We start from the raw sequence: 20,892 nt of genomic DNA on the forward strand, positions 1-20,892 counted from the left end.
AGCTGCGATGCTACCGGGAAGTGCGTCACTCGACAGCCAGCGTCAACAGCGGGTACAGCGCCGCGGCACGGTGGGGCTGTATTTCGTTGCCGCCTTGTCGGTACTCGCCGGCATGACCGATGCCATCGGCTTCATGGCCACGGGCGATTTCGTTTCGTTCATGAGCGGCAACACCACGCGCCTGGCGGTCTCGCTGGGCAGCGCCGAGCTGGGGCCGGTGCTGCGCCTGGCGCTGGTGATCGCGGCGTTCGTGCTGGGCAACGCACTGGGGGTGATCGTTGCCGCCAGAAGCGGCCGACGCCACTGGCCGTTGCTGGGTGTGATCGCCCTGCTGCTGGCGGTCGCCGGCATGCTGCCAGTGCCCATGCAACTGCTCGCGCTACTGGCGGCGGTGACCGCGATGGGCATGATCAATGCGGTGGTCGAGGAAGTGAACGGCCTGCCGATCGGCCTGACCTACGTCACCGGCGCGCTGTCGCGGTTCGGCCGCGGGCTGGGCCGCACCCTGTTGGGCCAACAACGGCTGGGGTGGCGCGTACAACTGGTGCCCTGGAGCGGCATGTTCATCGGCGCAGTGCTGGGTGTGCTGCTGGAGCAACGCTTCGAGCGAGCGGCACTGCTGGCCAGCGCGCTGACCGCCCTGCTGCTCGCCGTGGTCTCGTGGAAGATTCCCCGGCGCTGGCAACTGCGCTACATGCCTCGCTGACTCACAGGCAGGTTGCCGCAGCAGCCTTGCGCTGCAGCGCAACCATGTCGTTCTTGCGGGCGTAGTAATCGACCCGGGTCCCGCCAGCCTGCGGGTAGACGTCAACGAAGGATTCCGCCTCGCGGGTGTACACCGTCAAGCCACCGCCCTTGCGCGTTTCCAGGTAACCACTGGCGTCAACGCCGAAGCGCGATTCTTCCTGCCAGCTGAACTGGATGCACTGGGCCACCAACTCCGGCGCTTTCTGCGAGTCGAGGCGCGCGCTGGGCTGGCCGTTGCGCGCGGCCTCCATGGTCGACGAAGCGCAGCCAATCAACATCAGGGCTGCAGTCATCGGCAGTAGTGCTCGCATGTTCCATCCTCGGGGCAAAAAAGAAGCGACTGTAGCACTGGCGGTGATCGCGCGTGAATGCTCGTGCAGCGCAGCGGCATTCAACCCGGCGCTACCTGACCGGTGCCCACACCGGATCCTCTGCCATCAGCGCCGTCACCCAGTCGGCGAACGCCCGGACCCTCGCCGACAACGCCCGGGTCGGCGGGTAGACGAACGACATCGGCATGGTGCCCATCTGCCAATCGCTCAGCACCTCGACCAATTGCCCGCTGCGGATGTGCACCTCAGCCTCGGCCCTGGGCAGGAAGGCCACGCCCAACCCGGCGACCACGGCAGCGGCCGTGGCGCTGCCGCTGTTGAAGTACATGGCCGGTGGATGGTCGAGGGTGAAATGCTCGTCGCCGCGAGTCAGGGTGGGGATGTAGCGGCGATCGGTCGCCGGGAACTTGAAGCCCAGATGGCGATGGCGTGGCAGATCAGCCGGTACCTGGAGCGGCGGTGCCGAGGCAAGGTAGGACGGCGCGGCGCAGAAGCAGAACCGCATCACCCCGATTGGCCGGCAGACCAGGTCCTGGTCTGCCACGTGCCCGCCACGGATCGCACAATCCACGCCCTCCTGCACCAAATCCACCACGCGTTCACTGCAACGCACATCCAGCACGATATCTGGAAACCTGGCGGCGAAATCCGGCAATGCCGGCACCACCAGCAAGATCCCCACCGGCGACGGCATCTCGACCTTGACCCGCCCACGTACTGCGCCACAGCTCTGCGATGCCGAGGCCTCCAGCTCGTTCACATCCTCGAGGATGACCCGTGCACGCTGGTAGTAGGCCGCGCCTTCGGTGGTGGTCGAGACCTTGCGCGTGGTGCGGTGCAACAGCTTGATGCCCAGCAGGTTCTCCAGCGCCTGGACCTGGCCTGAAACCGTGGTCTTGGCGAGGTTCAGCGACTCTGCCGCGCGGCTGAAACTGCCCACTTCGACGATGCGGCAAAAGGCGCGCATCGCTTCCAGTCGATCGAATGCCATTGTCCGAGATCCCGTAAGAATAAAACGAATTCAGCTAGTTTATCCGTGAAACACCTTCTCTTAAAGTGCGCTCGTCTGCGTGGCAGATGATTGACCGGCCCTGATAAACGCCCTCATCGACCGCCTGCCACTCCACCTACCGAATCCTATCTAGCGCCTCGCTGTGCGCGTCATTTGAGAGAACGCCATGAAAAACAGTTTCAAGGTCCTTGTCCTGCTGGCCTCTGCCCTGCCCTTCTTCGCCCAAGCCTCCGACGGTGGCGAAGCCCTCGAACGCTTCCATGAACGCTTGCGCGCCACCTTTGCCGAGCAAACCAAGGACATTGAAAGACACAAGCAGCAGGAGGCACTGCAGGCCGCCGAGCAGCAGGCCAGGCAAAAGCAGCCTGCCGCCGACGATAGCCAACCACGCACAGCGCCTGCGTGCTGAGTCCCGCCCATCAATCCCCTCGTTAAGGATGATCCTGTGCGCGCCCGATTAGTCGCCGTTACCGGAATGATCGCCACGGCCTTGCTGGTCAGTGGCTGCAACCCAGAATCCAGCCAGGCCGCCAGCGCCAGTGCCCCCGATGTCGAAGTGATCCCGGTCACCCAGCAAAGGGTCAAGACCTGGGACACGTTCAATGGCCGGGTCAGCGCCACCGAGACGGTAGCGATCCTGCCCCGCGTCGGCGGCTACATCACCCGGGTGGCCTACCGCGAAGGCGCCGAAGTCAGAAAAGGCGACCTGCTGTTCGTCATTGACCAACGCCCCTACCGCAACGCGCTCGACAGCGCCCGCGCCCAACTGGAACGGGCCCGGGCGTCGCTGGCGTTCGCCAGCCAGCAAGACCTGCGCGCCCAGCAACTGCTCAAGAGCAGCGCCGTTTCCCGTGAAGAAGCCGAACAGAAGCGCTCGGCCCGCGAGCAGAGCCAGGCCGAGGTTCGCGCCGCCGAATCCGCCGTCGCCACGGCGGCGCTGAACCTTGAGTTCACCGAAGTGCGCGCGCCCATCGACGGGCGTACGAGCCGTGCTCAACTGACGCTCGGCAACCTTGCCGTCGCCGACCAGTCCGTGCTCACCTCCGTGGTTTCCCAGGACCCGGTGCACGTTTACTTCGACCCCGACGAACACAGCTTCCTGAAATACCAGAAAGCCCTCAAGCAGGCCGCCAGCACCGAGGTCCGTATCGGCCTTGCCAGCGACGAGGACTATCCCTACAGCGGCGAGCTGAGCTTCATCGACAACCAGGTGAACGCCAGTACCGGCACGCTGCGCGCCCGCGCGACCGTGCGCAACCCCGACCGCCTGCTCACCGCCGGGCTGTACGCGAAGGTCCAGCTGGCCGTGGGCGAACCGGCGCTGGCCACCCTGGTGCCAGACCGGGCGATCCTCACCGACCAGGACAAGCAGTACGTCTACGTGCTTGGCAGCGACAACAAGGCCGAACGCCGTTACGTCGAAACCGCTCAGCGCATCGAGCGCCAGCGCGTCATCCGCTCGGGGCTGGTCGCAGACGACCGCATCATCGTCTCGGGCCTGCAGAACGTGCATGCCAGCGGCAGCCCGGTCACCCCCCACGCACTCTCCGGCGACACCCGCGAACTTCAGGTTTCCAGTGCCGCGCAACACGACAAGCAATAGCCAGGGGTTCCAGCCATGGACTTTTCCAAGTTCTTCATCGACAGGCCGATCTTCGCGATCGTCCTGTCGATCATCATTTTCGCCGCGGGCCTGGTGGCCATCCCGCTGCTGCCAGTGGGTGAATACCCCGAAGTGGTGCCCGCCACCGTCGTGGTGAAAGCCACCTACCCCGGTGCCAACCCCAAGGAAATCGCCGAGTCCGTCGCCGTGCCGCTGGAAGAAGCGATCAACGGCGTGGAAGACATGATCTACCTCAAGTCCGTCGCCAGCTCCAACGGCACGCTGCAGGTGGTGGTCACCTTCAACGCCAAGGTCGATCCGGACACCGCCGCGGTGCGGGTGCAGAACCGGGTGAGTCAGGCCCTGTCGCGCCTGCCCGAGTCGGTGCGCCAGTACGGCGTCACCACCCAGAAGCAATCGCCGACGCCGTTGATGTTCGTCGACATGTACTCGACCAACGACCAGTTCGACGCCCTGTACCTGCGCAACTACCTGCGCCTGCATGTGAAGGACGAGTTGTCGCGCATTCCCGGCATCGGCGACGTCATCCTCTACGGTGCGGGCGACTACGCCATGCGCATCTGGCTCGACCCGCACAAGCTCGCCGCACGCGACCTCACCGCCCAGGACGCCATTGCCGCCATCCGCCAACAGAACGTGCAGGTCTCGGCCGGGCAGCTGGGGGCAGAGCCTTCGCCGCAGGACAACGACTTCCTCATCTCGATCAACGTCCAGGGCCGCCTGAAGACCGAACAGGAATTCGCCGACATCGTGCTCAAGAACGGGCGCGACGGTCAGGTAACGCGGCTGTCGGATGTGGCGCGGGTGCAGCTGGACTCCGGCGACTACACCCTGCGCGTGTTCCGCGGCAAGAACCAGGAAGTGGCCGTGGGCATCTTCCTAACCCCCGGCGCCAACGCCATCGAGGTGGCCAACGCGGTCTACGCCAAGCTCGACAGCCTGTCCAAGGACTTCCCCGAAGGCGTGAGCTACACCAGCGTCTGGGACCCGACGGTGTTCGTCCGTGAATCGATCAGCGCCGTACAGCACACGCTGTTCGAGGCCATGGTCCTGATCGTGCTGGTGGTGGTGCTGTTCCTGCAGACCTGGCGCGCCTCGATCATTCCGCTGATTGCCGTGCCAGTGTCGATCGTCGGCACCTTCGCCTTCCTCTACCTGCTCGGATACTCGGTCAACACCCTGACCCTGTTCGGGCTGGTGCTGGCGATAGGCATCGTGGTGGACGACGCCATCGTCGTGGTGGAAAACGTCGAGCGCAACATCGAGCTGGGGCTGACGCCGCTGCAGGCTGCACACCAGGCCATGCGCGAGGTGTCGGGGCCGATCCTGGCAATCGGCCTGGTATTGTGCGCAGTGTTCGTACCGATGGCCTTCATGAGCGGCGTCACCGGGCAGTTCTACAAGCAGTTCGCCGTCACCATCGCCATCTCCACGGTGATCTCGACCATCAACTCGCTGACCCTGTCGCCGGCCCTGGCAGCCAAGCTGCTGCGCCACCATGACACGCCACCCGACCGCCTGACGCGCCTGATGAACGCCGCCCTGGGCTGGCTGCTGCGTCCGTTCAACCGTTTCTTCAACCGCAGCTCGCAGCGTTATGAAGGCAGCATCGCCCGCATCCTGCCGCGACGAGGCCTGGTGTTCGTGGTCTACGCCGTACTGCTGGGAGCCACGGGTGTGCTGTTCACTGTCATCCCCAACGGTTTCATCCCCAATCAGGACAAGCTGTACCTGTTCGCCGGTGCCACCCTGCCGCCCGGCGCCTCGCTGGCCCGCTCCGATGCGGTCGCCCGACAGATGTCGGCCATCGCCTCGAGCATCGAAGGGGTGGCCTACGCCAACTCCTATGTCGGCTCCAACGCCCTGCAGAACACCACCACGCCCAACCTGGTGACCTCCTACGTGCTGCTCAAGCCATTCTCCGAACGCACACGCAGCGCCGCAGACATCAACGCCGAGCTCAACCGCAAGTTCGCCGCGATCAAGGATGGCTCGGCCTACGCGCTGCTGCCGCCGCCGATCCAGGGCCTGGGCAACGGCTCCGGCTACTCGCTGTTCCTGACCGACCGCGGCGGGCTGGGCTACGCCGCCCTGCAGAAGGCGCTCGAGCGGTTCCAGGCCGAGGTGGCCAACACCCCGGGCATGACCTTCCCGGTCAGCTCCTACCAGTCGGACATTCCGCAGCTGCAAGTGAAGATCGACCGCACCAAGGCCCAGGCCCAGGGCGTGGAACTGACCGCAATCTTCGACACCTTGCAGACCTACCTGGGCTCGGTCTACGTCAACGACTTCAACATGCTCGGCCGCGTGTACCGCGTCGTGGCCCAGGCCGACACCCCGTTCCGCCAGAACGCCGCAGACATTGGCAGCCTGCGTGTACGCAACCTGCAGGGCGAGATGGTGCCGATCAGCGCGGTGGTCGATATCGTGCCGACCTTCGGCCCGGACCCGGTGATGCGCTACAACGGTTACCCGGCCGCCGACCTGATCGGTGATGCCGACCCGCGGGTGCTGTCCTCGGGCGAGGTCATCGAGAAGCTCCAGGAGATCGCCGCCCGCACCCTGCCGCGCGGTATCGAGCTGGAATGGACCGACCTCAGCTACCAGCAGGTGACCCAGAGCAACACCGCAGCGATCGTCTTCCCCGTCGCCGTGATGCTGGCGTTCCTGGTACTGGCGGCCCTGTACGAGAGCTGGACCTTGCCCCTGGCGGTGATCCTGATCGTGCCGATCTGCATGTTCGCCGCGCTGACCGGCGTGTGGCTGGCCGGCGGAGACAACAACGTGTTCGTGCAAGTGGGCCTGGTGGTGCTGATGGGGCTGGCCTGCAAGAACGCGATCCTGATCGTGGAATTCGCCCGCGAGCTGGAGATGCAGGGCCAGGGCACCGTCGAGGCGGCGTTGCAGGCATGTCGGCTGCGCCTGCGCCCGATCATCATGACCTCGGTAGCGTTCATCGCCGGCGCCGTGCCGCTGCTGGTCGGCACCGGCGCGGGCAGCGAAGTGCGCCATGCCACGGGGGTCACCGTGTTCTGCGGCATGCTCGGGGTGACGTTCTTTGGTCTGTTCCTGACACCGGTGTTCTACGTGGTGCTGCGCAAGCTCGGCGCCACCATCCCCAACCATCCGTCGCACATGGCGCCGAACAGCACCGAGGGCCTGATCCATGAGTAAGCCGGCAAACTGGTCGCTGGCAGCGGTGCTGGCCCTCCTGCAGGGCTGCGCCGTAGGCCCGGACTACCATCGCCCCCCGACCCCGCAGGTACCCGACAGCTTCTCCCAGGCAACGGCCACGCCTGCCGTGCAGCCACAGGCCAGCGCTGCCGACGACGCGTTCTGGACGCGCTTCGACGATCCGCAGCTCACAGCCCTGGTGAATACGACACTGGCAAGCAACTACGACCTGCGCACAGCACTGGCCAACTACGACGCTGCCAATGCCCTGCTGCGCCTGGCCCGCTTCGACCAGGCCCCGACCGTCACCCTGTCGGCCCAGGCCGGTCACCAGCGCCTGGCCAGCGACGAGGCCAACGGCGCCAGCCGCAGCCACGACCTGTACGCCAACAAAGCCGTGCTGGGCTGGGAGCTGGACTTCTTCGGGCGCGTGCGCCGTGCAGTCGAATCGCAGCAGGCCGAGACCGCCGCCCGGGCAAGCGATCTGCAGGCCATGCAGGTTGCGGTGGTCAGCCAGGTGGCGACGACCTACATCGACCTGCGTGCAGCGCAGCGGATGCTCACGCTGACCAACGCCAACGCCGAAAGCCAGCGTCAGACCCTGGCCGTCGTGCAGGGGCGCCTGCAGGGCGGGCGTGGCTCCAGCTACGACCTGTCCAGGGCCCAGGCCCAGCTCGACACCACCTTGTCGCGCATGCCGCAGTTGCAGGCGCGCATCGCCGTCGACAAGCACCGCCTTGCAGTGCTCGCCGGGCTCGCGCCAGCAGCGCTCGATGCGCAGCTGCAGCATGTGGTCGACATGCCACGGATACCGGCGGCCATCGAGCCGGGCACCCCGGCGCAGATTGTCCGGCGCCGACCGGATGTCGCCGCAGCCGAACAGCAATTGCACGCCGCCACCGCCCGGGTGGGTGTCGCCACTGCCGACCTGTTCCCGCGCCTGAGCCTTGGCGCCGCGCTTGGTACCTATGCCTTCACGGGCACAGGTCTGTATGGCGGCGCCAGCGAATCGAACCTGGCTCTGCTGGGCATCGATTGGTCGTTCCTCGATGTGGGGCGGGTGAACAGCCGCATCGCAGCGGCCGACGCCGAAGCGGCCGGTCGCCTGGCGGGGTATCAGCAGACCGTGCTGGTCGCGCTGGAGGATGTCGAGAATGCCCTGGTGCGCCTGGCCAGGAGCAAGGAGCAGACGCTGCGCCTGACCAGCGCGGCCGATGGTTGGCAGAACGCGGCCAACCTCTCCAGTGCCCGCTACGAAGCTGGTGCCATCGAGCTGTTCGAGCTGCTGGACGTACAGCGCTCGCTCTACGAAGCGCAGCTCCAGCAAGCCGACAGCCAGGCGGGCAGCACCACCCGCGCCGTGGACCTGTTCGTCGCACTTGCCGGCGGGTGGCCACAGCACCCGGTGCAGCAGGAGTAGCGCCCGTTCACGAGCAAGCCCGCGCCCACGAAAGTGGCGCGGGCTGTGCCTTAGAACAACGGCAGGCTGTAGGTGATGTAGAGACGGTTCTCGTCCAGGTCACGCTGGTTGGCGTAGGTGCTGCGCAAGCTGGCGTTGCGCCAGGAGAACGACAGCCCCTTGAACATCTCGCCCTGCACTGCGTAGGTCACCCAGAAATCGCGCTCCCACTCATGCTGGTCACCCTGCGCCGACTTGATGTTGTCGCCGCGCTGGTAGGCCAGCAGCGTGGTCAGGCCCGGAATGCCGACAGCGGCGAAGTTGTAGGTGTGCTGCGCCACCCAGGTCCGCTCGCCGGCTTTCTGGAAACGTGCACCGGTCTGGCGGTCGGTGATCAGGTAGGTGGCCGAGCCATCGCCCTGGTTGACGAAGGGAAAGTCGCTGTCGCCTTCAAGCTGCTGGTAGCCCAGGCTGAAACCGTGGCCGCCGAGGCTGTAGGTGAACAGCCCGGCAAACGCCTGGTTATCGACCTTGCCGTTGTTGCCGAAACCAGCACTGCGGTAGCCCTCGGCACGCCCAGCCACGCTGCCGTTACGCCCCGAAGGGCCGCTGTCGAAATAGCGCAGGTCGGTCTTGAGGCTGCCCACCGGCAAGGCCAACTGGTGCACCAGGCCGACGAAGTGCTGGCGATAGAAGTCCTCCAGCTCACCGTAGTAGTACTGCAAGGTCAGGTCGCGGCTTACGGCATAGTCGACGCCGAAGAAGTTGAACGCATTGCTGCGTTTGCCGAACGGCCCGCCCGCCCCGGCAATCGCCATGCCTTCGTTGTTCGACGAGTTGCGGCTCTTGACCCGCTGGATCTGCCCGCCGGTAAACGTGAAGTTGTCCAGGTCGCGCGAGGTGACCTGCAGGCCTTCGAAGGTTTCCGGCAGCAGGCGACCGTCGTTGAGGGTCAGCACCGGCATTTTCGGACGCAAAGTGCCGAGCCGCGCCTCGGTCTTGGCAACGCGCAGCTTGCCAGTCATGCCCAGGGTGCTGAACTCATCCACCGCACGGCCATCGCTGTCGGTGGGAAACACCAGGCCACCGCGGTTGGTGCTCTGCGGGTTGTAGTGGGTGCCCTTGCCCGAATCCAGACGAATGCCAAGCATGCCCAGGGCATCGACACCGACACCGACGGCGCCCTCGGTGTAGCCGGAAGTGAAGTCGAACAGAAAGCCCTGGCCCCACTCCTCCTGCTTGGACGGGTTGGCGCTACCGCTGCGGTTGTCCTGGTTGAAGTAGATGTTGCGCATTTCCAGACGCGCGTGTGAATCCTCGATCAGGCCGGCAGCCTGGGTGGTCAGGGGGGCCAGCGCCAGGGCGATCAGCCCGGGAGCGAAAGAAGACCGTTTGCAAGACATGCTGTGTGCTCCTCGTTTCTTGTTGTTATGTGCAGCGCGAACGCCGGGCGCAGGCAAGCCGCGCCCGACGCCGCTTCTGTCACGAAGCGGGCGCTGGTGTTCGTTCAGGGATCAGGAGTGCGCGAGAGGTGCTTCAGCCGGCCAGGCCGCAGATGGCCGGATGCTCAGCCGGTACAGCACGAAGATCGCCGCCGCACCTGCCACCACTGGGATGGCCAGCCAGTGGAAGAACACCACCGGCGTACCGGCCGCGGCGATCAGCCAGGCCCCCAGGGTCGAGCCGACGATGGAGCCGGAACGCCCGCAGGCCATGGCCCAGCTGACCCCTGTGACGCGGGCCGTGGTCGGGTAGAGGGTCGCCGACACCAGGTTCAGGCCGTTTTGCGCACCGGCCACGCCGAAACCGATCAGGAACACCGCCGCCGCCAGGCCATAGATATCGCCCATCAGGTAGCCGGTGACCGCGATCACCACCGCCGCCCCCAGGTAGGAGCAGGCCAGCACACGGTACGGTCCGACACGGTCCATCAGCAGCGCCAGCAGGATCGCGCCGACCGTGCCGCCCAGCGGCACCATCGCACCGACACGCGCGGCATGGGCGATGTCGTAACCGGCGTCCTTGAGCAGGCTCGGCAGCCAGCTGGTCAGGAGGTAGAAGACGAACAGCGAGCAGAAGAACGCCAGCCACAACAGCAACGTGCGCACCGCGCGGCCCTCGATGAACAGGTGCGAGATCGGCGAACGGACCTGCGCCGGGCGCTCGTCGTCGAGGATGGTCACCCCGGCATAGCTATTGCCGGTGATGCGCTCGACCACCTTGCGCAGGGCATCGCCATGCTTGGGGCTCGAAGCCATGAAGCGCACCGATTCAGGCATCAGCCAGGCCAGCAACGGCAGCATGGCCAGCGGCACGATACCGCCGATCATCAGCACGCCACGCCAGCCGAACAGCGGGATGATCTGCGCCGCAAGCATGCCGCCCAGCGCAAGGCCCGCGGTGAAGCCGCTCCAGCTCAGGGTGACCATGATCATCCGCCGCCGCGCCGGTGAGTACTCCGAGCTCAGGGTGATGCAGGTGGGCATCGCCCCGCCCAGGCCGATACCGGTGACGAAACGCAGTGCGGTCAGCGACTCGATCGAGTGGGCATAGGCCGAGGCCAGGGTGCCGACGCCGAACACCAGCACCGACACCAGCAGTACGCGCTTGCGCCCGATGGCATCGGCGATGGGCCCGAACACCAGGCTGCCGACCAACAGGCCGAACAGACCGGCACCGAAGGCCGGCGACAATTGTGCCGGTAGCAGGCCCCATTCCTCACGCAGGGCCGGGGCGATGTAGCCGATCGCGGCGGTGTCGAAGCCGTCGACCAGAACGATCAGGAAACACAGGGTAAGAACGATGATCTGGTAAGGCGAGATTCGTGCGTTATCGATGATCTCGCCGATTCGGGCAGTGTGCTGGCTCATGGTATTTCCCCTTTTTATTAGGCTTGTGGTTGGGGCAAAGCATTGGCAAGGCGTTGTGGTTTCAGGGTCGCAGCAGGTCCAGGGCAACGTCGACGATCATGTCTTCCTGACCGCCCACCATCTTGCGACGGCCGAGCTCGACGAGGATGTCCACGGTGTTCAGGCCGTAGCGGCGAGCAGCGACCTCAGCGTGGCGCAGGAAGCTGGAATACACCCCGGCGTAGCCGAGGGCCAGGGTTTCGCGGTCGACCCGCACCGGGCGATCCTGCAAGGGCCGAACGATATCGTCGGCCGCATCCATCAGCCGATACAGGTCGGTGCCGTGATTCCAGCCCAGGCGTTCGGCGGCCGCGATGAACACCTCGAGCGGCGCGTTGCCGGCACCAGCCCCCATGCCGGCAAGGCTGGCGTCGATACGATCGCAGCCCGCCTCCACCGCGGTGATCGAGTTGGCCACGCCCAGGCTGAGGTTGTGGTGGGCGTGCATGCCGGTCTCGGTGGATGGGTCGAGCACCGCCTTGAACGCCTGGAAGCGCTCGCGTACATCCTGCATGTTCATCGCGCCGCCCGAGTCGGCCATGTACACGCAGGTGGCGCCGTAACTTTCCATCAGCCTCGCCTGCTGCGCCAACGGCTCGGGCGCCAGCATATGGCTCATCATCAGAAAACCCACGGTGTCCATGCCCAGCTCGCGGGCGTACTCGATGTGCTGGCGCGAGACATCGGCTTCGGTGCAGTGGGTGGCGATGCGCACCACCCGGGCTCCAGCGTTGTAGGCATCCTTGAGGTCATGCACGGTGCCGATGCCGGGCAGCAGCAGCGTGGTGATCTTCGCGTGGCTGATGACCTCGGCCACCGCTTCGATGTACTCGAGGTCCGAGTGCCGGCCAAAGCCATAGTTGAAGCTCGAGCCCTGCAGGCCGTCACCGTGGGCGACCTCGATCGAATCGACCTTGGCCTGGTCCAGCGCGCGGGCGATGTCGCGGGCCTGCTGCAAGGTGTACTGATGGCGGATGGCATGGCTGCCGTCGCGCAGGGTGACATCGGAAATATAGAGTTTCTTGCCGGCGTTCATGTGTTCAGCCCTCCACGAACTGGGTAGCGGCGATGCGCTCGGCGCAGGCCACGGCCGCCGAGGTCATGATGTCCAGGTTGCCGGCGTAGGCCGGCAGGTAGTGCGCGGCGCCCTCGACCTCGAGAAACACCGAAGTCTTCAGGCCGCTGCGCAGCCCCAGCCCCGGAACATTCACCGGCTCGTCTGCCGGGATCACCTCGAACTGCACCTGCTGTTTGAGACGATAGCCGGGCACGTAGGCCTGCACGGCCTCGACCATGGCCAGGATCGAGCGCTCGACCGCCGCCTGGTCTGCCGGCTCCGACAGCACGAACACGGTGTCGCGCATCATCAGCGGCGGCTCGGCGGGATTGAGGACGATGATCGCCTTGCCCTTCTGTGCCCCGCCGAGTTTCTCGATGGCATGGGAAGTGGTCTCGGTGAATTCGTCGATATTGGCCCGGGTGCCGGGGCCTGCCGACTTGCTGCTGATCGAGGCGACGATTTCACCGTAATGCACCTTGGCCACGCGCGACACCGCAGCGACGATCGGTATGGTGGCCTGGCCGCCGCAGGTGACCATGTTGATGTTCGGCGCGGCCAGTTCGGCATCCAGGTTGATCGCCGGAATGGTGAACGGGCCAATGGCGGCGGGCGTCAGGTCGATGACCTTGACCCCGTGCTCCTGCAACAGCGCGTTGTGGCGACCGTGGGCACCGGCGCTGGTGGCGTCGAAGACGATACGGATATCCTTGAAGCCCGGCAGCGCCAGCAGGCCCTCGACACCCTTGGCGGTGGTCGCCACGCCCAGGCGCTTGGCCCGCGCCAGGCCATCGGAGGCCGGGTCGATGCCGACCATGGCGCCCATCTTCAGGTGCTGGCCGTTGCGCAGGATCTTGATCATCAGGTCGGTGCCGATATTGCCCGAACCGATGATGGCAACGCTGATCTTGTCGTTCATTGTCGTGGTCCTGTGTTCAGGCTTTGGCGCGGCGTTCGGCGAGGGTCTGGCCACCGGCGGCCCACTGGGTCTCGGGGATTTCCTGCAACAGGACGCGCACGCTCTCGACCGGTACTTCGAGGCTGTCGGCGATGGCCAGGGTGACCTTGTCCAGCAGCGCGTGCTTCTTCTCGGGCGTGCGGCCTTCAGCGATATGGATGATGGCAATAGGCATGTCAGGTACTCCTGTCAGCGTTGGCCGGACGAGGTGAAGCGCATCGACACGCTGCCCAGGTGTTGGTAGCGTACGGTGACGTTGTCGCCCGCCTGCACTGCAATGGCCTCGGTGATGCCGCCGGTCATGATGAAGGTGCCCGCCGGCAGCTCGCGGCCCTTGGCGCCGAGCATGTTGGCGAGCATCGCCACGCTCTGCGCCGGGTGCCCGAGCACCGCGGCACCGGCTCCGGTGGCGACCACCTCGCCGTTCTTTTCCAGCACCACGCCCAGGCACTTGAGGTCGATGCCCTCGACCCCGGACATGCGCCCGCCCGTGACGAAACGTGCCGACGAGGTGTTGTCGGCAATCACGCTCTTGAGGTCGAAACGGAAGTTCTCGTAGCGCGAATCGATCACTTCGACCGCCGGCACAATGAAGTCGGTGGCCGCCAGCACGTCGCCAACATGTACACCCGGCCCCTTGAGCGGGTGCTTGAGGACGAAGGCGATCTCGGCCTCGACCTTGGGGTGGATCAGGCTGTCGACATCGATAGCCGCGCCGTCGAGGCTCGAGCCGTAGTCGGTGAGAAAGCCGTGGATCGGATCGGTGACGCCCATCTGCTTCATCTTGGCGAACGAGGTCAGGCCCATCTTCAGGCCGGCGATACGCACGCCACGGGCCTGCTTGCGGGCGCGGATGGCGTCCTGGATGGCATAGGCGTCGTCCCAGTCCATGTCGGGGTGGGCGTCGGTGATCTTGGCCACCGCCTCACGCTTGAGTTCGGCGTTTTCCAGGTGTTCGGCCAGTTGGGCGATGGTGGCTTGGGACAGGTTCATAGGGGTTTTCCTTCAAACGAAGCGAACAGCGGCCGAGCCGATGCCGCCGAGGCTGATACGCAGTTGGTCGCCGGCCTGCACCGGCACCATGGCCGCCAGCGAACCGGAGAGAATCACCTCGCCCTTGTTCAGCGCGATGCCGAGGCGGCCGAGGGTGTTGGCCAACCAGGCCACGGCGTTGGCCGGATGGCCAAGCGCGGCGGCACCGGCGCCGGTGGCGACGATCTCGCCGTTCTTTTCCAGGGTCATGCCGACACAGGCCAGGTCCACGTCACGCGGATCGACACCGCGGTCCCCCAGCACGAAGGCAGCGGCCGAGGCGTTGTCGGCGACGGTGTCCTGGATGCGGATCTTCCAGTCGCGAATGCGCGAGTCGACGATCTCGAAGCACGGCATCACATAGGCGGTGGCGCGCAGCACATCGGCGACAGTGACGCCCGGACCCTGCAGAGACTCCTTGAGCACGAAGGCAATCTCACCTTCGGCTTTGGGCGCGATGAGGCCGTCGATAGCGATGGCCGCGCCATCGGCGTGGAGCATGTCGCTGAGCAGGTGGCCGAAGTCAGGCTGGTCGACGCCGAGCATGTTCATCACCACCTGGCTGGTGACGCCGATCTTCTTGCCCAGCACCCGCTCGCCCGCGTCCAGGCGCGGCTGGATCATCGCCAGCTGCACCTGGTAGGCCTGCTCCAGGGTGATATCGGGGTGAGTTTCGGTCAGCGGCGCCAGGGCCTGGCCACACGCCAGGGCCTGGTGCAGTTGCTGGCCAGCGCGCTGGATGTCGTTCAGGTTCATGATGTGCTCCTCACAGGCGGACGCAGACGTTTCGCAATTCGGTGTAGAACTCCAGCGAGTGCACGCCTCCCTCACGGCCGATGCCCGACTGCTTGGCGCCGCCGAAGGCGGTACGCAGATCGCGCAGGAACCACGCGTTGATCCAGCAGATGCCGACATCCAGCGCGCTGCCCAAGCGGTGGGCGACCTGCAGGTCGCGGGTCCAGACACTGGCGGCCAGCCCGTAAGGGGTATCGTTGGCCAGGGCCACGGCCTCTTCTTCGGTGTCGAACGGCGCGATGTGGCAGCAGGGGCCGAAGATCTCTTCGCGGATCACCGCCGAGGTTTCCGGCAGGCCGGTCCAGATGGTCGGTTCGAACCAGGCGCCTTCGGCCAGGTGCGCCGGCACCTGGGGAATGCCGCCGCCGCACACCACGGTGGCGCCATCGTCGACAGCCTGGCGGGCGTAGGACAGCACCTTCTCGCGATGGCCGAGGGAAATCAGTGGCCCCATGGTGGTGCCATGGGCGTTCGGATCGCCCACCACGATGCTCGCGGCGTGCGCCTTGAAGGCCTCGACGAAGCGCTCGAACAATGGCCGCTGCACGTAGATGCGTTCAGTCCCCAGGCACACCTGCCCACTGTTCTCGAACACTGCGCGCCCCAGCCCCTTGACCGCTTTCTCAAGGTCGGCGTCGGCAAAGACGATGCCGGCGTTCTTGCCGCCCAGCTCCAGCGAGACCGGGCGAATGCCCTTGGCCGCAGCCTTCATGATGACCTCGCCAGTCCCGGTCTCGCCGGTGAAGGTCACGCCATCGACATCCGGGTGCGAGGTCAGGAAGGCCCCCGCCGAATCGGCGCCAAAGCCATGCACCACGTTGTACACGCCCGGCGGCACACCGGCCTCGTTCATCACCTCGCCCAGCAGCGTGGCAGTGGCCGGGGTTTCCTCGGACGGCTTGACCACCACGGTGTTGCCGCAGGCCAGGGCCGGGCCGACCTTCCAGGTCATCAGCAGCAGCGGCAGGTTCCACGGGCAGACCACGCCGATCACACCGCGCGGTGCTCGCACGGCGTAGTTGACCGCCTTGCCGCCGTCCGGGGTGTCCATCACGAAGCTTTCGGTCGGTACGTTGCGGATCAGGTCGGCGAACACCTTGAAGTTGGCGGCGCCTCGCGGAATGTCGAGGTGCCCGGCCAGGTGTGCAGGCTTGCCGGTGTCGGCCACTTCGGCCGCGACGAACTCGGCGTGGCGACGCTCGATGCCCTCGGCGACCTTGTGCAGCAGCGCAGTACGCTGGGCAACCGTCATCGTCCCCCAAGGGCCTTTGAGGGCGGCACGGGCAGCGGCCACGGCGGCATCGACTTCGGCTTGCCCCGCTTCGTGGACGAGGCCGATGACACTGTTGTCGGCAGGGTTGCGGTTTTCGAAGGTGCGGGCACTGCTGACCCACTCGCCATTGATGAAATGACGAAACGCTTGCGCAGGCATGATCGGTAGTCCTCTGTTTTTTATTCGAATACGGTGTCGCTGGCTTCCGGATCGGCGGCAGTGAGGTATTCCCACATCCGCTCATAGATCCGCCCGCCACGGGTGGCGCGTTGCGCGCAGGCCTGGGCATCGAGCAACGGGCCGCGCTCGGCCAGGCCTGCGGCCTGCAGCTGCAGCTCGATGCGCGCGGCGTCCTCCAGGTACCAGGTCAGGGTCAGGGCCTCGACCAGCGAATCGCCGGCGACGATGGCACCGTTACCGCGCATGGCCAGGGCCTTGCCTTGGCCGAACAGCTCAGCCAGCGCGCTGGCCTGGGCATCGTCACGCAGCAACTGGACGTCGTCCCACAGCGGGATCGACGGTTGGAAGTAACTGCCCATGCCGTGCCGCGGCAGTGGCGTGAGACCGGCGCAGGACAGCGCCATCACCTGCGCCGGCATGCTGCGGATCACTGCGCCCAGGTCAGCGCGGCGATGGTAGAGCTGCTGGTGGATACGCACCTCGCCCAGCACGCCGTCTGGCAGCGGCCCATGGACCGGCACCACGGTGCCCGGCTCGCCCACGCCGATCAGGCCCATCGGGCGCGCTGCACAGACCAGGAAGTACTCGGCGTCCAGGCGCAGGCTGCAATGCCCGTAGGCATGCGCCAGGCCGGCGCGGCCCAGCGCGCGGGCCGCCATGCGCACCTGGCGTTGCTGCGCCTGGCTGGCAATCGGCTGGCCGCTCATGCCTTGAACTCCGGGATATCGGGTTTCGAACCCCAGGCGCAGTACGACGACGATACGCCGGGGAACTGCCGTGGCTGGTGGCTGGAGTCGTCTTCGGCACTGATGTGGCTGACCCCGGTGGAATACTCGTAGGTCATGCCGTCCGGGCCTTCGAAGTACAGGAACACCGCACCCGAGGTCGGATGCCGACCCGGGCCGAAGAGGATCTTGATGTTGCGCTCGCGCAGGAAATAGTAGGCGCGCATCACGTCGTCGATGCTCTCGACCTGGTGGTTGATGTGCTGCACCCCGGCGTGGCTGGAGGGGAACAGCGCGATCTTGTGGTGCACCTCGTCGATACGCAGCAGCGGCGCCTCGCCGATGCGATCGCTGACCCGTGCGTTGGCCAGGCGGGTCCAGAAATCCTCGTCGCGGCGGGCGTCGGTGGTGCGCAGTCCGATATGGCTGAAGCCGGTGATGCCAGCGTCGCGGCTGGGGAAGTAGCGGCTGCCGCTGGCGTGGGGGCGCAACACCAGTTCGATGTTGTTGCCGCTGGGGTCCTTGAAACGGATCAGCTCGTTGACGTGGCGCACCTCGGCGTCTTCGCGCGAGCCGTGCACCACGCTGAAGGCATTGCGTTCGAGCAGCACGGCGGCGTGCTCCAGCTCGTCGCTGCTGGTGACCTCGAAGGCGGTTGTGGTTTCGCGCGGGTCGCCCTCGTAGTAGCACAGGGTGTGATCGCGGCTGTCGGAGCGAAAATACACCGCACCGCTGGCCTCGCGGGCCACCTGCAGACCGAGGATCTGCGTCGCGTAGCGGCGTGCATCGTCCAGGTTGGCGGTACCCAGGCGCACGTAGCGGATATCGTGCAGGTTGATCATGGGTGGAGTCCCTTGGTTTTATTTTTGTCTGGACTCATCCTCGCAACCGGCGCTTAATCGCAGAAGCTAATTCTCGTTATTCGCACTATTTGATTTGGTTATAGAGATGCGCACCGACCTCAATCTGCTTCGCGTCCTGCTGGCCGTCTACGAAACCGGCAACGTCACCGCTGCGGCGAAACAGCTGGGCATCAGCCAGCCCGCCGCCAGCGCCGCCCTCGCCCGCCTGCGCCATTCGCTGCAGGATCCGCTGTTCATCCGCTCCGGTGCCGGCATGGAGGCCACGCCACGGGCCCAGGGCATCATCGAGCGCACCCGCGAAGTCATCGAAATCATCGACCGTGACATCCTCAGCAGCCCGACCTTCGACCCTGCCACCGCCGAAGACGAGTTCGTGTTCTGCCTGAGCGAGATCGGCGAGGTGGTGTTCCTGCCGTCGTTGTTCCAGAAGCTGCGCCAGCTCGCGCCACGCATTCGCCTGCGCACGCTCAGCCTGGCACCCGATGCGCTCACCGACAGCCTGCATGACGGCAAGGTCGATGCCGTGCTGGGTTACTTCCCCGACCTCACGGCCCCCAACATCTATCAGCAACGGCTGTTCTCCCACGACCTCACCTGCATGCTGCGCCGCGGCCACCCACTGGCCCGCGAGCGCCTGGCGCTCGAAGATTTCGCCCGCATGGAGCACCTGCAGGTGCGCGACGGCAGCCGCCGCCAGGAAATGTTCGAGGCGCACCTGAACGAAGCGGGGATCAAGCGCAACATCGTGCTCGAGACCTCGCACTACATGAGCGTGCCCTCGATCATCGAGCAATCCGACCTGGTGGTGGTGCTGCCACGCACCGTGGCCAATCTGTACCTGGATACCGTGAACGTGCAGATCGTCGAGCCGCCGGTGGAGATCCCGTGCTACGACCTCAAGCAGTTCTGGCACGCACGCTTCCAGCAGGCGCCACGCAGTGTGTGGTTGCGCAGGGTGATCAGCGAATTGTTTGCGCAGGGCTAGGCACGACGGATTCCCAAGCTCCAGCCACGCTAGCGACTCTGGCAAGGGCGCGCCCCGAGGGCTACCATGTGCAGCCTCTGGCGCGACCTTTTGCCGCGCCCTCGCCTGTAGCCTGAAAGCCGTCCCATGCCCTTCGAACTCACCGTAGAACCGCTTACCCTGCTGATCCTCGCCGCAGTGGCCTTCGTCGCCGGTTTCATCGATGCCATTGCCGGTGGCGGCGGCCTGCTCACCACCCCCGCCCTGCTCACCGCCGGCATGCCGCCGCACCTGGTGCTGGGCACCAACAAGCTCAGCTCGACCTTCGGCTCGGCCACCGCCGGGTTCACCTACTACCGGCGCAAGCTGTTCCACCCGGCGCAGTGGCGCCTGGCGATCGTCGGCACGCTGAGCGGCGCGCTGATCGGCGCGGTGATCGCGCACTACATGCCCGCCGAATGGCTGAACAAGATGCTGCCGGTGATCGTCTTCGCCTGTGGCGTGTACCTGCTGTTCGGCGGCACCCCCAAGGCGCCGCTGGATGCCGATGCACCGATCAGGAAAAAATGGCAGTTCCCCCAGGGTTTCAGCCTAGGTTTCTACGATGGCGTAGCAGGCCCCGGCACGGGTGCGTTCTGGACGGTAAGCACACTGCTGCTCTACCCCATCGACCTGGTACGTGCCAGTGGTGTGGCGCGCAGCATGAACTTCGTCAGCAACATCGCGGCGCTGACGGTGTTCGTGATTTCCGGGCAAGTGGACTACATCGTCGGCCTGGCCATGGGCGTGTCGGTGATGATCGGTGCGTTCTTCGGCGCCCGCACCGCGATCAGCGGCGGTAGCAAGTTCATTCGCCCGGTGTTCATCACCGTGGTGCTGGCGCTGACCGTGCGCCTGGCCTGGCAGCACTGGTTCGGCCAGGCCTGAGCGGCCCAGCCCTGATCTGGTTTAACCACGATGACAACCCCGTCGTGGTTGCACGCGGAACAGCCCTGATCAGGTCGGCAGCACCGGCTCTGCCAGCCCCAGACGCCGCGCCACGTACAGGTCGATCAGGTAACGGGCGATGGAGCGCCCGGCGGGCAATGGCGGCAGGTCGTGCACGCTGAACCACTGGGCATCCTCGATCTCGTCAGGCTGCATGACGATCTCGCCGCCAGCGTACTCGGCGTGGAAGCCCAGCATCATCGAATGTGGGAACGGCCAGCACTGGCTGCCCACGTACTGGATATTCTTGACCTGCACCGCCACTTCCTCGCGCACTTCGCGCACCAGGCAATCCTCCGCCGACTCGCCCGGTTCGGCAAAGCCGGCCAGGGTGCTGTACACCCCGGTGACGAAGCGCGGCGAGCGCGCCAGCAGGATTTCGTCGCCACGGGTCACCAGCACGATCATGCTGGGCGAGATGCGCGGGTAGCTGCGCAGGTCGCAGGCCTGGCAATGCATCGCCCGCTCCCAGCGAATCTGCGTCATCGGCTGGCCGCAGCTGCCGCAGAAACGATGCTCGCGCGCCCAGGTGCCGATCTGTGCGGCGTAACCCAGCAGCTTGTAGGTGTCGAAGTCGCCTTCGAGCATGAACTGGCGCAGGCCGCGCCAGCTCATGCCCGGCAGTTCGCTGGCAGTGCGCAGCTCCAGGAGGAACACCGGTTCGCCGTCGAAATGACCGATACCGTGCTCGCAGAGCACGTCCAGCTCCTGGCGCTTGAGCCAGTCCCGCGGGAACAATGCACCGTTGTCGTCCACCAAGAACCCCGCAGGGCTGCGGGCGACGGCCAGGCCGCCAGCGGTCTGCGGGTCGAGTACTGCGGTAGTCCAGCGTGCTGACATGTTCGGATCCCTTCAGGCGCG

20 protein-coding genes are annotated in these 20,892 nt (G+C 65.9%); 7 read left to right on the plus strand and 13 right to left on the minus strand.

Annotation, left to right across the window (positions count from 1 at the left end; genetic code table 11):
- Positions 1–7: 7 nt before the first annotated feature.
- Entirely contained in the window at positions 8–706 is a 699-nt protein-coding gene (locus ACTYOL_RS17920; protein WP_444756847.1) for a YoaK family protein, read from the plus strand.
- A 1-nt stretch (position 707) separates the two neighbouring features.
- Here ACTYOL_RS17920 and ACTYOL_RS17925 read toward each other — a convergent pair whose 3' ends face one another.
- Together ACTYOL_RS17925 and ACTYOL_RS17930 are read right to left on the minus strand one after the other, a co-directional pair.
- On the minus strand, positions 708–1,058 hold the full coding sequence (locus tag ACTYOL_RS17925; RefSeq protein ID WP_125929493.1) for a hypothetical protein: 351 nt from the start codon (positions 1,056–1,058) through the stop codon (positions 708–710).
- A gap of 91 nt (positions 1,059–1,149) precedes the next feature.
- A complete protein-coding gene (locus ACTYOL_RS17930) occupies positions 1,150–2,070 on the minus strand; it encodes a LysR family transcriptional regulator (protein WP_054892115.1) in 921 nt (306 codons plus the stop codon).
- A gap of 187 nt (positions 2,071–2,257) precedes the next feature.
- Here ACTYOL_RS17930 and ACTYOL_RS17935 point away from each other — a divergent pair, with 187 nt between their 5' ends.
- The 4 genes from ACTYOL_RS17935 to ACTYOL_RS17950 are packed head-to-tail and all read left to right on the plus strand — an operon-like array spanning position 2,258 to position 8,309.
- Positions 2,258–2,500, plus strand: coding sequence for a hypothetical protein (locus ACTYOL_RS17935; protein WP_197891163.1), 243 nt, complete (start codon positions 2,258–2,260; stop codon positions 2,498–2,500).
- A gap of 36 nt (positions 2,501–2,536) precedes the next feature.
- The gene (locus ACTYOL_RS17940; RefSeq protein ID WP_332261733.1) at positions 2,537–3,694 is read left to right on the plus strand and encodes an efflux RND transporter periplasmic adaptor subunit; all 1,158 of its coding nucleotides are present in this window, start codon (positions 2,537–2,539) and stop codon (positions 3,692–3,694) included.
- Positions 3,695–3,709: 15 nt separating this feature from the next.
- Positions 3,710–6,889 (plus strand): efflux RND transporter permease subunit, encoded by a 3,180-nt coding sequence (locus ACTYOL_RS17945; RefSeq protein ID WP_444756848.1) that lies wholly within the window; start codon positions 3,710–3,712, stop codon positions 6,887–6,889.
- Entirely contained in the window at positions 6,882–8,309 is a 1,428-nt protein-coding gene (locus ACTYOL_RS17950; protein ID WP_444756849.1) for an efflux transporter outer membrane subunit, read from the plus strand. Before ACTYOL_RS17945 ends, ACTYOL_RS17950 begins: the two co-directional genes overlap by 8 nt.
- 50 nt (positions 8,310–8,359) lie before the next feature.
- Here ACTYOL_RS17950 and ACTYOL_RS17955 read toward each other — a convergent pair whose 3' ends face one another.
- The 10 genes from ACTYOL_RS17955 to ACTYOL_RS18000 all read right to left on the minus strand — a co-directional run bounded on the left by ACTYOL_RS17955 (position 8,360) and on the right by ACTYOL_RS18000 (position 18,059).
- Positions 8,360–9,691: an OprD family porin gene (locus tag ACTYOL_RS17955; RefSeq protein WP_153774873.1), complete on the minus strand. Its 1,332-nt coding sequence runs from the start codon at positions 9,689–9,691 to the stop codon at positions 8,360–8,362.
- A gap of 111 nt (positions 9,692–9,802) precedes the next feature.
- Positions 9,803–11,158, minus strand: a complete 1,356-nt coding sequence (locus ACTYOL_RS17960) for an MFS transporter (protein WP_444756850.1) — start codon at positions 11,156–11,158, stop codon at positions 9,803–9,805.
- Positions 11,159–11,219: 61 nt separating this feature from the next.
- Positions 11,220–12,233: a 4-hydroxy-2-oxovalerate aldolase gene (gene dmpG, locus ACTYOL_RS17965; RefSeq protein ID WP_197891155.1), complete on the minus strand. Its 1,014-nt coding sequence runs from the start codon at positions 12,231–12,233 to the stop codon at positions 11,220–11,222.
- 4 nt (positions 12,234–12,237) lie between these two features.
- Entirely contained in the window at positions 12,238–13,173 is a 936-nt protein-coding gene (locus ACTYOL_RS17970; protein ID WP_200603358.1) for an acetaldehyde dehydrogenase (acetylating), read from the minus strand.
- A 16-nt stretch (positions 13,174–13,189) separates the two neighbouring features.
- Positions 13,190–13,387: a tautomerase family protein gene (locus ACTYOL_RS17975; protein WP_444756851.1), complete on the minus strand. Its 198-nt coding sequence runs from the start codon at positions 13,385–13,387 to the stop codon at positions 13,190–13,192.
- A 14-nt stretch (positions 13,388–13,401) separates the two neighbouring features.
- A complete protein-coding gene (gene dmpH, locus ACTYOL_RS17980) occupies positions 13,402–14,205 on the minus strand; it encodes a 2-oxo-3-hexenedioate decarboxylase (RefSeq protein ID WP_112898682.1) in 804 nt (267 codons plus the stop codon).
- Between the two features lie 12 nt (positions 14,206–14,217).
- Positions 14,218–15,000 carry a 2-oxopent-4-enoate hydratase gene (dmpE, locus tag ACTYOL_RS17985; protein ID WP_065861828.1) on the minus strand — a complete coding sequence of 261 codons (783 nt, stop codon included), beginning with the start codon at positions 14,998–15,000 and terminating at the stop codon, positions 14,218–14,220.
- A 10-nt stretch (positions 15,001–15,010) separates the two neighbouring features.
- Positions 15,011–16,471, minus strand: a complete 1,461-nt coding sequence (locus ACTYOL_RS17990) for a 2-hydroxymuconic semialdehyde dehydrogenase (RefSeq protein WP_416767543.1) — start codon at positions 16,469–16,471, stop codon at positions 15,011–15,013.
- A gap of 20 nt (positions 16,472–16,491) precedes the next feature.
- Positions 16,492–17,199, minus strand: coding sequence for a class II aldolase/adducin family protein (locus ACTYOL_RS17995; RefSeq protein WP_444756852.1), 708 nt, complete (start codon positions 17,197–17,199; stop codon positions 16,492–16,494).
- A complete protein-coding gene (locus ACTYOL_RS18000) occupies positions 17,196–18,059 on the minus strand; it encodes a VOC family protein (RefSeq protein ID WP_444756853.1) in 864 nt (287 codons plus the stop codon). Before ACTYOL_RS18000 ends, ACTYOL_RS17995 begins: the two co-directional genes overlap by 4 nt.
- A gap of 106 nt (positions 18,060–18,165) precedes the next feature.
- Between ACTYOL_RS18000 and ACTYOL_RS18005 the strand changes: the two genes are divergently transcribed.
- Both ACTYOL_RS18005 and ACTYOL_RS18010 read left to right on the plus strand, forming a co-directional pair.
- A complete protein-coding gene (locus ACTYOL_RS18005) occupies positions 18,166–19,065 on the plus strand; it encodes a LysR family transcriptional regulator (protein ID WP_153774876.1) in 900 nt (299 codons plus the stop codon).
- A gap of 126 nt (positions 19,066–19,191) precedes the next feature.
- Positions 19,192–19,971: a TSUP family transporter gene (locus tag ACTYOL_RS18010; protein ID WP_112898686.1), complete on the plus strand. Its 780-nt coding sequence runs from the start codon at positions 19,192–19,194 to the stop codon at positions 19,969–19,971.
- A gap of 69 nt (positions 19,972–20,040) precedes the next feature.
- On the opposite strand, the gene nudC is transcribed toward ACTYOL_RS18010, so the two are convergent.
- Positions 20,041–20,871, minus strand: coding sequence for an NAD(+) diphosphatase (gene nudC / locus ACTYOL_RS18015; protein ID WP_054892132.1), 831 nt, complete (start codon positions 20,869–20,871; stop codon positions 20,041–20,043).
- Positions 20,872–20,892 lie beyond the last annotated feature (21 nt).

Origin of the sequence: Pseudomonas sp. A014 (assembly GCF_052378495.1) — a bacterium.
Taxonomy (GTDB): Bacteria; Pseudomonadota; Gammaproteobacteria; order Pseudomonadales; family Pseudomonadaceae; genus Aquipseudomonas; species Aquipseudomonas machongensis.

What these genes read in the sequence shown, in the direction of transcription:
- ACTYOL_RS17950 (WP_444756849.1), top strand. Translation starts at nt 6,882, where the DNA reads ATGAGTAAGCCGGCAAACTGGTCGCTGGCAGCGGTGCTGGCCCTCCTG.
- dmpG (WP_197891155.1), bottom strand. Translation starts at nt 12,233, where the DNA reads ATGAACGCCGGCAAGAAACTCTATATTTCCGATGTCACCCTGCGCGAC.
- ACTYOL_RS18005 (WP_153774876.1), top strand. Translation starts at nt 18,166, where the DNA reads ATGCGCACCGACCTCAATCTGCTTCGCGTCCTGCTGGCCGTCTACGAA.
- ACTYOL_RS17930 (WP_054892115.1), bottom strand. Translation starts at nt 2,070, where the DNA reads ATGGCATTCGATCGACTGGAAGCGATGCGCGCCTTTTGCCGCATCGTC.
- dmpE (WP_065861828.1), bottom strand. Translation starts at nt 15,000, where the DNA reads ATGAACCTGAACGACATCCAGCGCGCTGGCCAGCAACTGCACCAGGCC.
- ACTYOL_RS17955 (WP_153774873.1), bottom strand. Translation starts at nt 9,691, where the DNA reads ATGTCTTGCAAACGGTCTTCTTTCGCTCCCGGGCTGATCGCCCTGGCG.
- ACTYOL_RS17925 (WP_125929493.1), bottom strand. Translation starts at nt 1,058, where the DNA reads ATGCGAGCACTACTGCCGATGACTGCAGCCCTGATGTTGATTGGCTGC.
- ACTYOL_RS17995 (WP_444756852.1), bottom strand. Translation starts at nt 17,199, where the DNA reads ATGAGCGGCCAGCCGATTGCCAGCCAGGCGCAGCAACGCCAGGTGCGC.
- ACTYOL_RS17920 (WP_444756847.1), top strand. Translation starts at nt 8, where the DNA reads ATGCTACCGGGAAGTGCGTCACTCGACAGCCAGCGTCAACAGCGGGTA.
- ACTYOL_RS17945 (WP_444756848.1), top strand. Translation starts at nt 3,710, where the DNA reads ATGGACTTTTCCAAGTTCTTCATCGACAGGCCGATCTTCGCGATCGTC.
- ACTYOL_RS17960 (WP_444756850.1), bottom strand. Translation starts at nt 11,158, where the DNA reads ATGAGCCAGCACACTGCCCGAATCGGCGAGATCATCGATAACGCACGA.
- ACTYOL_RS17970 (WP_200603358.1), bottom strand. Translation starts at nt 13,173, where the DNA reads ATGAACGACAAGATCAGCGTTGCCATCATCGGTTCGGGCAATATCGGC.
- ACTYOL_RS18010 (WP_112898686.1), top strand. Translation starts at nt 19,192, where the DNA reads ATGCCCTTCGAACTCACCGTAGAACCGCTTACCCTGCTGATCCTCGCC.
- ACTYOL_RS17975 (WP_444756851.1), bottom strand. Translation starts at nt 13,387, where the DNA reads ATGCCTATTGCCATCATCCATATCGCTGAAGGCCGCACGCCCGAGAAG.
- ACTYOL_RS17990 (WP_416767543.1), bottom strand. Translation starts at nt 16,471, where the DNA reads ATGCCTGCGCAAGCGTTTCGTCATTTCATCAATGGCGAGTGGGTCAGC.
- ACTYOL_RS18000 (WP_444756853.1), bottom strand. Translation starts at nt 18,059, where the DNA reads ATGATCAACCTGCACGATATCCGCTACGTGCGCCTGGGTACCGCCAAC.
- nudC (WP_054892132.1), bottom strand. Translation starts at nt 20,871, where the DNA reads ATGTCAGCACGCTGGACTACCGCAGTACTCGACCCGCAGACCGCTGGC.
- dmpH (WP_112898682.1), bottom strand. Translation starts at nt 14,205, where the DNA reads ATGAACCTGTCCCAAGCCACCATCGCCCAACTGGCCGAACACCTGGAA.
- ACTYOL_RS17935 (WP_197891163.1), top strand. Translation starts at nt 2,258, where the DNA reads ATGAAAAACAGTTTCAAGGTCCTTGTCCTGCTGGCCTCTGCCCTGCCC.